Genomic DNA, 14,812 nt, shown 5'->3' on the forward strand with positions numbered 1-14,812 from the left:
CGTGTCGTCACCTTGGTGTCAGCATTAATGTAACCAGACGCGCATCAGCGACAGCAGCTGGGCCACGTCCACCGGTTTGGTGATGTAGTCGGACGCGCCGGCCGCAATACACTTGTCGCGGTCGCCCTTCATGGCTTTCGCCGTCAAGGTGATGATGGGCAGCGACTTGAATTTCGGGATGCGGCGGATGGCCCGCATCGTATCGTAGCCATCCATCTCCGGCATCATGATGTCCATCAGGACGATCTCGATGCTGGGGTCGCGCTCCAGCACTTCAATGCCGTCCCGGCCGTTTTCCGCGAACTGCACGTGCATTTGCTGGCGCTCCAGCAGCGACGACAGCGCAAAGATGTTGCGCAAGTCATCGTCGACGATCAAGACCTTGCGCCCGGCCAGGCCGGAATCGGCGGCATGGATTTCTTCCAGCATGCGCCGCTGCAGTTCCGGCAGGCTGGCCTGCGAACGGTGCAGGAACAGCGCGGTTTCATCGAGCAGGCGTTCCGGCGAGCGGGCGTCCTTGATGACGATGGTTTTCGCGTAGCGTTTGAGCTTGGTGACTTCCTTGCGGTTCAATTCCTTGGCGGTGTTGATCACGATCGGCAAGTCGCGCAGGCTGGAATCCTTGCCGATGATGTCGAGCAGGTCGAAGCCGCTGATATCGGGCAGGGTCAGGTCCAGCACCATGCAGTCGAAGTGGCCTTCATGCAATTCCTTGAGCGCCGCCTCGCCGGTGCCGACCGCCACGATGTGGATGTCGGCGTCGCCGATCAGGTGGACGATGGCTTCGCGCTGCGGTTCTTCGTCATCGACCACCAGCAGGCTGCGTTTGCCGCCCAGCAGGAACTTCTGGATGCGGGTGAATTCTTCCTGCAAATCGTCCTTGCTGACCGGCTTGTTCAGGTACGAGATCGCACCCTGGCGCAGCGCGCGTTCGCGCTCGCGCAGGCTGGACATCACGTGCACCGGGATGTGGCGCGTGCTCGGGTCCCGCTTCAGGCGGTCCAGCACGGTGAAGCCGTCGATGTCCGGCAAATCGATGTCGAGCAGGATCGCGGACGGCAGATAATCGCGCGCCAGCGACAGGGCGGAATCGCCCTGGTGCGTGACGATGCCCTTGAAGTTCTTTTCACGGGCAAATTCCAGCACGACCTTGGCGAAGCGTTCATCGTCTTCGATGATCAGCACCGACGGATCGCCCGGCGCCACCAGGCCCCGGTCATCGAGCGTGGAACTGTATTCCACCAGTTCCCCATCGGCATCCTGCGCCGCTTCATGCAGCGCCACCGGCGCCGGTTCCGGCGGCGGGGTGTAGACGATTTTCGGCGCTTGTTGCGGGGCGCGGGTCGGCGCCTGGCGGCCCAGGTCATAGTTGATGAAGCCGGCGCGGTTGTACGGCAGGAACAGGGTAAAGGTCGAGCCGCTGCCGACCACGGATTCCACGCGGATTTCACCGCCCAGCAGGCGGGCCAGTTCGCGCGAAATCGACAGGCCCAGGCCGGTACCGCCATATTTACGGGCGGTGGAACCGTCGGCTTGCTGGAACGCCTCGAAGATCAGCTGCAGCTTGTCGGCCGCGATACCGACCCCGGTGTCGGACACGGCAAACGCCAGCACCGCGTCGGCATGCACCAGGTTCGGGTGGTCGCTGGTCCAGCCGGTGTTGACCAGGCCGATCATCAGTGCGACCTGGCCATGGTTGGTGAATTTAAACGCGTTCGACAGCAGGTTTTTCAGCACTTGCTGCAAACGCGTGACGTCGGTCATCAGCGCGGTCGGCAAGTTGTCGCGCAATTCCACCGAGAAGCCCAGGTGCTTGGCCTCGGCCATGTGGCGGAAGGTGCGGTCCACGTAGTTGCGCAGGTTGGCGAAGCGGTATTCGGACACGTCCAGCGTGACGGTGCCGGACTCGATCTTCGACAAGTCGAGAATGTCGTTAATCAGGGTCAGCAAGTCGGAACCGGAGCCGTGGATGGTTTTCGCGAATTCCACCTGTTTATTGGACAGGTTGCCTTCCGGGTTGTCGCCCAGTTGTTGCGCCAGGATCAGCAGCGAATTCAATGGCGTGCGCAGCTCGTGCGACATGTTGGCCAGGAATTCGGATTTGTACTTGGACGACAGGGCCAACTGCGTGGCTTTTTCTTCCAGCGCCAGCTTGGCCTGTTCCACTTCGCGGTTTTTCCGTTCCACCTCGATGTTTTGCTCGGACAGCAGGCGGGCTTTTTCCGCCAGCTCCTGGTTGGTTTGCTGCAGTTCCTGCGCCAGCGATTGCGACTGAGTCAGCAGCGACTCGGTCCGGCTGTTCGCTTCGATCGTGTTCAACACCACGCCGATCGATTCCATCAACTGGTCCAGGAAGGACAAGTGGGTTTCCGTGAAGCGGTCCAGCGACGCGATTTCAATCACGGCCTTCACTTGCTGTTCAAACAGGATCGGCAGCACCACGATGTTGTTCGGCGGCGCCGAACCCAGGCCGCTCGATACCACGATGTAATCGCGCGGCACGTCGGTCAGCCAGATCCGCACTTTCTCCAGCGCGCACTGGCCGACCAGGCCTTCGCCCGGCAGGAACGAGGTCGGCAGCTTGCGCGAAGAACGGTAGCCATACGAGGCGATCATGCGCAGGCGGGCGTCGGACTCTTGCGAATCCATCATGTAGAACACGCCGTGGTGCGCCGACACCAGCGGCGCCAGTTCCGACAAGATCAGCTTGGTCACGGCCTGCAAGTCGCGCTGGCCCTGCAGCAGGCGGGTGAAGCGCGCCAGGTTGGTTTTCAGCCAGTCTTGCTGCGCATTCTTTTGCGTGGTTTCCTTCAGGTTGCGGATCATCTCATTGATGTTGTCCTTCAGGTAAGACACCTCGCCGCGCGCTTCCACCTGGATCGAGCGGGACAAGTCGCCCCGGGTCACGGCGGTCGCCACCTCGGCAATCGCGCGCACCTGGTTGGTCAGGTTCGCCGCCAGCTGGTTCACGTTTTCCGTCAAGTCTTTCCACGTGCCGGCCACGCCGGACACGTTGGCCTGGCCGCCCAGCTTACCTTCGGTACCCACCTCGCGCGCCACCCGGGTCACTTCGGATGCGAACGACGACAATTGGTCCACCATCACGTTGATGGTGTCTTTCAGTTCAAGAATCTCGCCTTTCACGTCCACCGTGATTTTCTTCGACAAGTCGCCGCGCGCCACGGCGGTGGTCACCGCCGCGATGTTACGCACCTGGCCGGTCAGGTTGGACGCCATGAAGTTCACGTTGTCCGTCAAATCCTTCCAGGTGCCGCCGACACCCGGCACATACGCCTGGCCGCCCAATTTACCCTCGGTACCGACTTCCCGCGCCACCCGCGTCACCTCCGAGGCGAACGACGACAATTGGTCCACCATCACGTTAATGGTGTTTTTCAGCTCGAGAATTTCGCCTTTCACGTCCACCGTGATTTTTTTCGACAAATCGCCGTTGGCCACGGCCGTCGTCACTTCCGCGATGTTCCTCACCTGGCCGGTCAAGTTACCCGCCATCGAGTTCACGCCGTCCGTCAAGTCTTTCCAGGTGCCGGCCACGCCGGGCACGTTGGCCTGGCCGCCCAGCTTGCCCTCGGTGCCGACTTCACGCGCCACCCGCGTGACCTCCGACGCGAACGAGTTCAACTGGTCCACCATCACGTTGATGGTGTTTTTCAGTTCGAGAATTTCGCCTTTCACGTCCACCGTGATCTTTTTCGACAAGTCGCCGTTCGCCACGGCGGTGGTCACGTCCGCGATGTTCCTCACCTGGCCGGTCAGGTTACCCGCCATCGAGTTCACCGAGTCGGTCAAGTCTTTCCAGGTGCCGGCCACGCCTTTCACCTGCGCCTGGCCGCCCAGCTTGCCCTCGGTACCGACCTCCCGCGCCACCCGGGTCACTTCCGACGCGAACGACGACAATTGGTCCACCATCACGTTAATCGTGTTTTTCAGCTCGAGAATCTCGCCTTTCACGTCCACCGTGATTTTCTTCGACAAGTCCCCGTTCGCCACGGCGGTGGTCACCGCCGCGATGTTACGCACCTGGCCTGTCAGGTTGGACGCCATGAAGTTCACGTTGTCCGTTAAATCTTTCCAGGTGCCGCCCACGCCCGGCACATAAGCCTGGCCGCCCAGCTTGCCCTCGGTGCCGACCTCGCGCGCCACCCGGGTCACTTCCGATGCGAATGAGCGCAACTGGTCCACCATCACGTTAATCGTGTCTTTCAGCTGCAGGATTTCGCCGCGCACGTCCACCGTGATTTTCTTCGACAAGTCGCCGTTGGCCACGGCGGTGGTCACTTCGGCGATGTTGCGCACCTGCGACGTCAAGTTACCCGCCATCGAGTTCACCGAGTCGGTCAAGTCTTTCCAGGTGCCGGCCACGCCTTTCACTTGCGCCTGTCCACCGAGTTTCCCTTCCGTCCCGACCTCCCGCGCCACCCGCGTCACCTCGGACGAGAACGACGACAGCTGTTCCACCATGGTGTTGGCGGTCATGGCGGCCCGCAGGTACTGGCCCTTCAACGGGTGGCCGTCGACTTCCAGCGCCATGGTTTGCGACAGGTCGCCCTTCGCCACGGCGCCGATCACGCGCGCCATTTCCGTAGTCGGGCGCACCAGGTCGTCAATCAGCGTATTGACGGAACTGATGATGGTGGCCCAGCCGCCGGCCACGTGCGGCACCGAGGCGCGCTGCGTCAGCCGGCCTTCGCGGCCCACCACGCGCGACACGTCGGTCACGGCCTTGACCATTTTTTCCTTGGTCTCGATGATGTCGTTCAGGGTGTCGGCGATTTTGCCCGCCATGCCGGTCCAGTCGGACGGCATGCGCGCGGTGAAATCACCGCGCTTCAGCGCCATCAAGGTCTGCAGCAACAGCTTGACGTCGAGCTGGTCGGCTAGTTCAGTCATATCGTTCATCGGGACGTCCTCATGGGAAGGGGCATGGGCAGGTGAAGGTAAAAGATACTCTTACAAGCCGGTGAGTCAAGGTTTTCATTGAGAAAATGCATACTGTATGAAAAATGTTACTTTGCGCATTTAACAATAACGTTCAGCAACTTTTTTCTCTACGATACGACGATTATTATTTCCAGTGCGCACGATAGCCCGGGAAAAAAGTCCGAAAAAAAGCCCGCGGTACGCGGGCAAGAAGAGGGAGTAATGCCACTGGCGTTGGCTGGCGGCATCAACGACATTATCACAATAAAAACTTGTTAATTCAATCAATATTTCATTTTTAATATTTCAATTGTTGTAGCAAAAATGCATAGGTCAGCGCCCACATCAGCGCCTGCTGGTCATTGTTGGCGGCGCCGGCGTGGCCCCCTTCGGTGTTTTCCCAATACAACACGTCATGGCCCTGTTCCTGCATCAACGCCGCCATCTTGCGGGCATGGCCGGGGTGGACCCGGTCGTCGCGGGTCGAGGTGGTCAGCAGCACGCGCGGATAAGCGCGCTGCGGGCTGACGTTGTGGTAGGGCGAATAGCGGGCGATGTATTCCCATTGCACGGGGTCGTCCGGATCGCCGTATTCGCCGATCCACGAGGCGCCGGCCAGCAGTTTATGGTAGCGCCGCATGTCCAGCAGCGGCACTTGGCACACCACGGCATTGAACAGTTCCGGCCGCTGGGCCATGACCGCGCCCACCAGCAAGCCGCCGTTGCTGCCGCCCATCATGCCGAGCTGGCTGGCGGACGTCAGGCCCCGCGCGATCGCGTCTTCGGCCACGGCGATGAAGTCGTCGAACGCGTTTTGCCGTTTTTCCTTCAGCGCGGACTGGTGCCAACGGGGCCCGAATTCGCCGCCGCCACGGATATTGGCCAGCAAGTAAATGCCGCCGTGCGCCAGCCAGCCAGCGCCGGTGGCGCCGCTGTAATACGGTTTCAGCGACACTTCGAATCCGCCGTAACCGTACAGCAGCGCCGGCAGGGGGCCGGCGGCGTCGCGTGGCAGCACGGCAAAATACGGCACGGGCGTGCCGTCGCGCGACGTGGCGCTGAACTGTTCGACACAAAACGACGCCGAGTCGAAATACGCGGGCAGGCGCCGCAATTCAATGCGCTCGTCGCTGCCGGCGCGGCACAGTGTCAACGTCGTGGGCGTCAGGAAGTCCGTCAGTGTCAGGAAATACTCGTCGCTGTCGATGGCATCCACCGGCGTGGCTTCCAGCGAGCCGAAACGCGGCACGTCGACGTCGCGCCGGCGCCATTCGCCAGCCGTGTGCGTCAACTCCACCAGGCGGTTTTTGACATTGTCGAGTATGTTCAGCAACAGCGCAGAACGCGTCACGCAGACGCTGTCCAGCGATGACGTGGCCGATGGCTCGAACAAGATGGCGATGCGGCGCTCGCCCCGCATGAAGGCGCGAAAGTCCGTGGCCAGCAGCGCGCCCTGCGGGTAGACGACGCCGCCGACCGGCCATGCGGAACGCAGCTCGATGATCAGTTGGCCCTGTACCGTGTAGGCGTTGGCGTCGTCCGGCTTGGGCACGCGCGTCAGCGTGGCGCCTTCCCGCAGATACAGTTCGTTGCTGTAAAACGTCATCGAGCGCCAGATGAACTCGAACTGGTGGCCCGGCGTGAAGTCCATGCAGGCGCCCGCGCCCAGGTCGTCCGCCTGTGCTTCAAACAGGATCGGCGCGTCACCCAGCGCCGTCCCGCGACGCCATTCGCGGACGGTGCGCGGGTAGCCGGATTGCGTCAGCGTGCCAGGGCCGCAATCGGTGGCGACGAAGATACTGTCGCGGTCGCGCCAGGCCGCTTGGCTTTTCGCCTCGGGCAACACGAAGCCTCCCGAGACGAACGCTTTCGCATCGAGGTCATACTCGCGCAAAACATGGGCGTCGCCGCCGCCGCGCGACAGCGACACCAGGCAGCGGTCGCCATGGTGCAGGAACACGGCGCCGCTCCAGACCCAGTTTTCATCTTCGACGTCGGCCAGCGCATCGAGGTCGATCATGGTTTCCCAGTCCGGCGCGGCCGACCGGAACTGTTCCGGTGCGGTCCGCCGCCATATGCCCCGCACATGGCCGGCATCGCGCCAGAAATTGTAGTACCAGCCACCGTGGACCGTCACGTAGGCAATACGTTCCTGCGAATTGAGGATGGCCAGCAGGCGGTCGTGGATGGCGTCAAATTGCGGCTGACGCAGCAACTCGGCGGTCGCGGCGGCGGCCTGGCGCTGGACCCAGTCCATGGGCGCGCCGCCGGCCACGTCTTCCAGCCACAGGTAGGGATCATTTTCCGTGGTCACATGCATAAGCGTCTCCGTTTTTTCTATTGTGGCATGGATGGCACGAATGGCATGGATCGCACGGTGGCCCGCAGGGATATTCCGTCGCAGATTGCAAGTAATTAATTAAATTGCAATCAGAATGCGTCCCGCCTACGATAGGCGCTTCACGTTGTTGCCATGGAGACAAGCTTTATGAAAGTACCGCCGTTCCGCATACCTCGATCGTTGTGTCCGCTTATGGTGGCTGCCGTGCTAGGCGCCTGCGGCCAGCACGACACCACCGCGCCGGGCCGTGCCTGTGGGCCGCGCGGCATCCTGCTGGCGCAGGGCAGTCCGGCCGCGGTGGGTGGCGCCACGGCCGGCATTGCCGCCAGTGATGTGGTCGTCAACAAGCTTGCGCCCCTGTTCCTCGTAGCGGGCACGACGGAAAATGATGGCAACGCCGATGGCGATAGCGTGCTGTCGAATTTCCGTGATCCGGACGGCGTGGCGGGCGATGCCTATGGCAATGTCTACGTGGCCGACACGGGCAACCATACGATTCGGCGCATCTCGCCGGACGGCGTCGTCACCACGGTGGCCGGCAAGGCGGGCCAGGCCGGCAGCAGCGATGGCCACGGCGCCCAGGCGCGTTTCAATACGCCAAGGGGGATACGATTCGACGATGCTGGCAACCTGTATGTGGCGGACTCGAAAAACCATACGATGCGGCGGCTGGCGCCGGATGGCATGGTCACGACGGTGGCGGGCACGGCCGGGCAGCAAGGCGCGAACGATGGCGCACGGGGCGAGGCGCGGCTGACTGAACCACAGCGTTTTGCCGTGGGGCCGGGCGGCGTGCTGTATCTGGCCGCGCCCCTCGATGGCGCCATACGGAAAATAACGCAGGACGGGGCGGTGTCGACAGTGCCAACCGACGCGCCGCGCGTGCACAGCCGTGCCGGAGGCAATGCCGGATTGATCCAGTTCGGCAATATCAGCGGCGTTGCGGCCGACCAGGACGGTAACCTGTACGTGGCGGATGCCCGCGACAACACGATCCACAAGATTGTGCCCGGCGGCCACGCCACCCATGTCGCCGGCGCCGCCCATGCCACCGAGCCCGGGGCGGCCGATCAATACCAGGTGGACGGCACCGGGGTACAGGCGAAATTCAATGCGCTGGGCGACATCATCGCGAATCGGAATGGTTCGCTGACCGTGCTGAGTGACAATTATGTACGGCGGGTGTGGTCAACCGGGGTGGTGACGACACCCGCGCGGTTTTCCCCGGCAGCCTACTATAACTACCTGTCCGCGCTCGGTGCGGAGCGCGATGGCGGCACGCTGGTCACGAGGCAGAACGTGGAGGCTTATCACCAGCATACGAACGGCTTGTCGGCCATCTATCGGATGCCATCGGAAGGCGGGCTGGTTCGGGTTGCGCCGAAAGCGCTGTCGGCGCCGGTGCTGTGGCAGGACGGAAACATGATCCTGGGCACCTATAACGATCCGATGGCGTTTTCCAGCCTCGCATTCGGGCCCGGCGGCATGCTGTTTGCCGCGGACAGTACCCGTCGGCTGTTTTACATGGATCCCGTCGGACGCTTTGGCCAACGGGTGCTGCGCGCCGACGGCAAGGGCGGCGTGGAAAATCCCCGCCTGGACGCCATGGCGTTCGATGCGGCCGGCAATGCCTATACAGCGGATTTGCGCATCGTCTACAAGATATCGCCGGAAGGCGAGGTGTCGAAGCTGGCGGAGATTCCAGGCCGTGAAATTTCCGGCATTGCCGTGACCGCGGCGGGTACGGTATATGCAGCGGTCCCGGCCGAAGGTGTGGTGCACCGGATTGCGCCTGATGGACGGACCGAGGTTTACGCCGGGGCGGCCGGTGACCAGCGGCATGCCGACGGCAGCCGCACGCTTGCTCGGTTCGCTTCGCCGCTTGGCATCGCGGTCGATGGTTCGGGCAATGTGTACGTCAGTGATGGCGACAGCCATACGGTGCGCAAGATCGGCGCTGATGGCATGGTCTCGACCCTGGCGGGGAGGGCCGGCGTCATGGGCGCCGATGACGGCGCCGCTGCCGCCGCGACCTTCCGCCAACCCGGCAGGTTGGCGGTGGACCACCAGGGCAACGTTTATGTGGTGGAATTCAGTGGCCACAACCTGGTGCGCCGCATCGGCGTGGACGGCATGGTGTCGACGGTGGCGGGAACCCGCGGCGTTACCGGCATCACCAAAACCAGCCTGGACGGCGTGAGCGCACTGGCGGCGGCGCCGAACGGGGACCTTTATTTGACTTCCGGCAAGGCATTGCTGCGCCTGGCCAAGCCCTGACGGCCGGTTGGCATTGTAAAAATACTACCGTCGGCAACCGCGCCATCGATCCGGCGCGGCGCGGCGCGCCGCGCAGGCATTCCTAACACTGTTGTCTCCCGAATCACAGCATGGCTGGCCCTTGCGCGCCAGTGTATGATGCGGCCCGGTCACGGGCGTGGCTGCCCACTGTGGCGTGCGGCTTTTAATTCTGGTTGATGTGGGTGTTTAATAGTATGCTGCTGCAATGCAAAACTTCTCTGGGCGTGGTGTGACTGCCAATGCGTAAACTGGGTGCCTGGCTTAAAACCTTGTTCAACCTGCGGACCTTGCTCTGGGGCATAGGTTTGTCGCTGTCGGTCGCCATCGGCATGATCCTGTACGCCAATGCGGCGCGCATGGTGGAAGAAGATGACCGCCAGCGCTTCGATAACCTGGCGCGCAGTACCCAGTACAGCATTTCCGCGCGTGTCAAAGCATATTCGGACGTGGTGCGCGGGCTGGTGGCGCTGTTCCAGACCACCGACGACCTGACCCGCCTGCAATTTCACCAGTACGTTACCAGCCTGAACCTGCCGCTGCATTTCCCGGCGATCGAAGCGCTCAATTATGCGGTGCCGGTGACCGAAGCGGAGCGCGCCGCCTTTGTTGCCTCGGTACGGGCCGATAAAAGCCTGGATCCGGCCGGCTACCCGAATTTCGACATCAAGAAACCCGGCCCCAGCGGCAAATACACGGTCATGCTGTACATGGAACCGATGGAGATCGTCAAAGAGCGCTTCGGCGTCGATATTGCCGCGGTCCCGGCGATCGGGCGGGCGCTGGACCAGTCGCGCGATACCGGGCAGGTCAGCGCCTCCGGCCAGCCGATCCTGGTCAAGAAACCGGTGCCGCACATCGGGCTGGGCATGCGCCTGCCGGTCTACAAGCGCGGCATGCCGGTCAATGACGTGTCCAGCCGCCGCGCGGCCTATGTCGGCACGGTCGGCATCGGCTTTTCCGTGTCCAAGCTGGTGCAGGGCGCCATCGATGAAATGGCGATCCGGCAAGTGCACATGCTGCTGTACGCGGACAGCTCGACCGACGTGGAAAAGCGCCGCCTGACCATCGAAAAGAGCGACCGCCTGCTGTACAACGACAATGGCTCGATCGAGGGCACGCCGGCGCCGCCGGGGAATCCTGACGACTACCTGGAAACCGTGCTGCCGATCGATTTCAATGGCTCGCTCTGGAAAGCGCTGTTCCGCGTCAAGAAAACCGATATGCACACCGGCCTCGACGCGTATTTCCCGTGGATCGCCCTGGCGACCGGCCTGATCGGCACCATGCTGATTTACAGCTACCTGCTGACCCTGTATTTCTCGCGCCGCAACGCGGTGGAACAGCGCCTGTTGCTGGACAGTGTCCTGAATAATATCGATGCGCGGGTCTTCATGAAAGACCAGAACCGCCGCTACATTTATGCCAATGCCAAGATGGCGGAAGTCATGGGCCGCCCGGTGGAACAGATTGTCGGCCGCAGCGACCATGAATTGATGCCCCAGCAAGACGCCGACGCCGCCTGGGAAGAAGAGCGGCGCGTCTTTGCCGACGGCTTGAAGCGCGCCGGCGAGGAACGCTATGTGGACCGCCGTGGCGATGTGCATCACCTGTGGTCGGTGAAGGCGCCGGTGCGGATCGACAAGGAAGTGGCGGCCGTGATTTCGCTGGCCACCGACATCACGGAATTGCACAACCTGAAGGAACAGGCGCAGGCGGCCAACCAGGCCAAGAGCGATTTCCTGTCCAACATGAGCCATGAAATCCGCACGCCGATGAACAGCATCATCGGCATGGCGCACCTGGCGCTGAAATCCGTCACCAATCCCAAGCAGCGCGATTACCTGCAAAAGATTTTCCATTCAGGACAGCACTTGCTGGGCATCATCAATGACATCCTGGACTTTTCCAAGATCGAAGCCGGCAAGCTGGAACTGGAAGTGCTGGACTTTTCACTGGGTACGCTGATGAGCAATGTGGCCAACCAGCTCGGTGAGAGCGCCGGCCGCAAGAGCCTGGAACTGGCGTTCGAGATCTGGCCCGGCATGCCGCAGCAATTGCGTGGCGATCCGCTGCGGCTGGAGCAGGTGTTGCTGAACTTCACCAGCAACGCCATCAAGTTTTCTGAAAACGGCAAGATCCACATTCGTGCCCGTCCCATCGAGGACCGCGACAATTATTGCGTGGTGCGCTTTGACGTTCAGGATAATGGCATTGGCATGAGCAAGAGCCAGATGAACAGCCTGTTCCAGTCATTCCAGCAGGGCGACACGTCGACCACCCGCAAATATGGCGGCACCGGCCTGGGCCTGGTGATTTCCAAGCAGCTGGCTGAATTGATGGGCGGTACCGTGGGCGTCGACAGCGTGGAGGGGCAGGGCAGCACGTTCTGGTTCAGCGCGCGCCTGGTCAAGGGCACCAACCTGCTGGAAGCCGGCGTGGCCAAGGTGTTGCAGCCGGATGTCATGGAATCGTTCAAGGGCGCGGCGATCCTGCTGGTGGAAGACAATATTTTCAGCCAGCAGGTGGGGCAGGAATTGCTGGAAGACGCCGGCGCCACGGTTTGTATCGCCAACAATGGCAAGGAAGCCATTGACCTGTTGTTGAAAGAGCATTTTGATTGCGTGCTGATGGATGTGCAAATGCCGGTCATGGATGGCTATGAAGCCACGCGCCTGATCCGCGCCCATCCGCGCCTGGCCGGCACCCTGGTGATTGCCATGACCGCCAATGCGGGGCGCGACGACCAGGCGCGCTGTATCGCGGCCGGGATGGATGAATTCATCACGAAACCGATCGCGCCCAACCTGTTGTTTACCGTGCTGTCGCGCTGGATGAACCAGCGCGCGGGGCAGGGCCGGCCGCCCCGGCTGGGCAGCCGGCCGACCGTGTCGGCGGCCGCCGGCATTGAGCCGCTGCCGGCGCCGCAGGCCGCCGGCCAAGGGGCAAGCCCGTCCGCCGCGCAAGCGGCCATGCCATCGGCGGCACAAATGGCAGCGCAAACGGCAGGACAATCAGCGGCACAAACAGCCGCACAAACAGCCGCGCTGCCGGCGGCCCGCGCGGACGGCGGTGTGGGTGTCATCGACGAGCCTGCCGGTGCGGCGCCGGCGCCGGCGGCCGACGGCATGCCGGCCGTGTTGATCGCGCCGGCGGAAATGTTCGACATCAGCGCGCTGGCGCAGACGTTCAACAACAAGCCGGAAAAGATGCGCAAATATGCCGTGATGTTCCTCGATTCGGCACGCGAGGGCATGGTGGAAATCAATGAGGCGCTGGCGCAGGGCGACCTGGCGCGCCTGTCGGAACTGGGCCACCGCATCAAGTCGTCGGCCCGCGCCGTGGGCGCCATGCACTTCGGTGAATTGTGCCTGGCGCTGGAACATTTGCCACCCGACGCCGACCTGGCCCGCGCCCGCTATATTGTGGCGCAAATGCAGCCGATGCTCGATCACTTGCAGGGGCATATCGCGCAGGAACTCGATGCGCATGCGGCGGGTTAGTGGCATGCCACTGCTGCCGGCGTGACTTAATAGCGCGCCGCCGCCAGTAAATGACAGGCCAGGCCGGCAAACAGCAGCGCCAGGCCACGCTGCCCATGGCGCAAGGCCGCCGGATGGCGCCGGAACCAGGCGCCGAAGCGCGCGCCGCCATAGGCCAGCAACAGGTTGCCCAGCAAGGCATTCAGGGTCAGGACCGCGCCCAGCAATAAAACCTGGCGCGTGATATGGCCCTGCGTGCGGTCCACAAACTGGGGCAGGAACAGCATGAAGAACAGCAGTGCCTTGGGATTGAGGAGGCAATTGGCGAGGGCGCGCGTGAAGATGCGCAAGGCGGTGCTGGCCTTTGCGCCGGTGGCCGCTGCCGGCGCCGGCAGACCGGGGTGGCGCAACATGCCCCACGCCAGCCACAGCATGTAAGCCGCGCCGCCCAGGCGCAACAGGTCGAATCCGGGTGGCCAGGCCAGGAACAGGGCGATCAGGCCGGTGGCGGAAGCGCCGGTCAGCAGCAGGTCGCCCGCGCTGATGCCCAGTGCCGCCGCCACGCCGCCGCGCGGTCCATCGGTGACGGCATGGGCCAGCACGAAGGCCATGCTGGGGCCGGGGACCCAGAACAGCGCCTGCAGCGCCAGCAGATAAGTCAGGAAAGTCGGGAAGGTCATGTGTGCTCCACGCAATGTAAGGACGGTCCATTGTCGTGGTGGCACGCGGCGCGGCACTACCGATGGCCGCGATGGCGCGGCGGGACTTATGATAAATTTCGATAATGAGCAACATCAAACTCAACCAGTTGGCCATGCTGGTCGCCGTGGTCGATGCCGGCAGTTTCAGCAAGGCCGCCGCAGCCCTCGATTGCACCCAGTCGCGCATCAGCCATGCCATCGGGGAACTGGAAAGGCACCTGGGCAAACGCCTGCTGCTTCGGGCCCACGCGGGCAGCGCCGTCACCGACGAGGGGCGGCGCGTGTTGCAGCAGGCGCGCCAGATCCTCGCGCTGGTGGACGAACTCGACACCCCGGCAACCGATGCGCCGCTGGCGGGCGTGGTGCGGCTGGCCTGTTTCCGCAGCATCGGCACCCACGTGGTGCCCTATGTGCTGCAGGCGCTGGCGCGCCGTCATCCCGGCATCGAGGTGACGATGGTGGACGACTGCGACTCGGCCGATGACGTGCATGCGGCGGTGCTGGCCGGGCGCGCCGACCTGGGTATCGGCTGCGCGCCCTATGAAGAGGAACTGGTGGCACAGCCGCTGCTGGCCGACGATTATGTGCTGGTGCTGCCATCGGGCCTGGCGTTGAAGGAACCGTTTTCGTGGGATCAGCTGGCGGCGCTGCCGCTGATCGAACCGGCCACGCGGCGCGGCGCCGCCGTGATCGAGCGCATGCGGGCGGACGGCCTGCGCGCCAGCGCCGTGCAGCGCATGGTGGCGGACAGTTCGATCATGTCGCGGGTGGCGCTGGGCCAGGCGTATTCGGTATTCCAGCACCTGGCGGCGTTCCCGGCCCCGCCCGGGGTGCGGGTGGTGCCGGCGCCGCTGGCGGCGCAGCGCGAATTTGCCGTCGTGGCCTTGCCACACCAGGCCCGCAATCCGCTGGTGCGCGCGCTCTCGGCCATCCTGCGCGACTGGCGCATTCTCAGCCGCATGCCGGTGGCCATCCATGGCATTGTGCACTTGCGTGTGGCACCCGGCGCCGAACAAGGGTTGCGCTGACCGGCGGCCAGTGGCGATAATGCC

At 63.2% G+C, this 14,812-nt stretch carries 6 protein-coding genes; 3 read left to right on the top strand and 3 right to left on the bottom strand.

The genetic code is table 11. From position 1 onward, the window contains the following. Positions 1 to 24: 24 nt before the first annotated feature. Both AC1RRC_RS05950 and AC1RRC_RS05955 read right to left on the bottom strand, forming a co-directional pair. Positions 25 to 4,920 carry a HAMP domain-containing protein gene (locus AC1RRC_RS05950; RefSeq protein ID WP_493054343.1) on the bottom strand — a complete coding sequence of 1,632 codons (4,896 nt, stop codon included), beginning with the start codon at positions 4,918 to 4,920 and terminating at the stop codon, positions 25 to 27. A gap of 319 nt (positions 4,921 to 5,239) precedes the next feature. Further along, complete coding sequence (locus AC1RRC_RS05955) at positions 5,240 to 7,261, bottom strand: prolyl oligopeptidase family serine peptidase (protein ID WP_493054344.1); 2,022 nt, start codon at positions 7,259 to 7,261, stop codon at positions 5,240 to 5,242. A 225-nt stretch (positions 7,262 to 7,486) separates the two neighbouring features. Between AC1RRC_RS05955 and AC1RRC_RS05960 the strand changes: the two genes are divergently transcribed. Continuing rightward, positions 7,487 to 9,559, top strand: coding sequence for an NHL domain-containing protein (locus AC1RRC_RS05960; RefSeq protein ID WP_493054345.1), 2,073 nt, complete (start codon positions 7,487 to 7,489; stop codon positions 9,557 to 9,559). A gap of 260 nt (positions 9,560 to 9,819) precedes the next feature. Further along, positions 9,820 to 13,080: a CHASE domain-containing protein gene (locus AC1RRC_RS05965; RefSeq protein WP_493054346.1), complete on the top strand. Its 3,261-nt coding sequence runs from the start codon at positions 9,820 to 9,822 to the stop codon at positions 13,078 to 13,080. 26 nt (positions 13,081 to 13,106) lie between these two features. On the opposite strand, the gene AC1RRC_RS05970 is transcribed toward AC1RRC_RS05965, so the two are convergent. Then, positions 13,107 to 13,739 (bottom strand): LysE family translocator, encoded by a 633-nt coding sequence (locus AC1RRC_RS05970; RefSeq protein WP_493054347.1) that lies wholly within the window; start codon positions 13,737 to 13,739, stop codon positions 13,107 to 13,109. 104 nt (positions 13,740 to 13,843) lie between these two features. On the opposite strand from AC1RRC_RS05970, the gene AC1RRC_RS05975 reads away from it, so the two are divergent. Continuing rightward, positions 13,844 to 14,788, top strand: coding sequence for a LysR family transcriptional regulator (locus AC1RRC_RS05975; RefSeq protein WP_493054348.1), 945 nt, complete (start codon positions 13,844 to 13,846; stop codon positions 14,786 to 14,788). The last annotated feature ends 24 nt before the right edge of the window (positions 14,789 to 14,812 follow it).

This window comes from Pseudoduganella sp. GW821-FHT12E03, assembly GCF_058807115.1.

Excerpts from the sequence above, each read along its gene's own strand:
- AC1RRC_RS05950 (WP_493054343.1), bottom strand. The coding sequence starts at position 4,920 with ATGAACGATATGACTGAACTAGCCGACCAGCTCGACGTCAAGCTGTTG.
- AC1RRC_RS05955 (WP_493054344.1), bottom strand. The coding sequence starts at position 7,261 with ATGCATGTGACCACGGAAAATGATCCCTACCTGTGGCTGGAAGACGTG.
- AC1RRC_RS05965 (WP_493054346.1), top strand. The coding sequence starts at position 9,820 with ATGCGTAAACTGGGTGCCTGGCTTAAAACCTTGTTCAACCTGCGGACC.
- AC1RRC_RS05970 (WP_493054347.1), bottom strand. The coding sequence starts at position 13,739 with ATGACCTTCCCGACTTTCCTGACTTATCTGCTGGCGCTGCAGGCGCTG.
- AC1RRC_RS05975 (WP_493054348.1), top strand. The coding sequence starts at position 13,844 with ATGAGCAACATCAAACTCAACCAGTTGGCCATGCTGGTCGCCGTGGTC.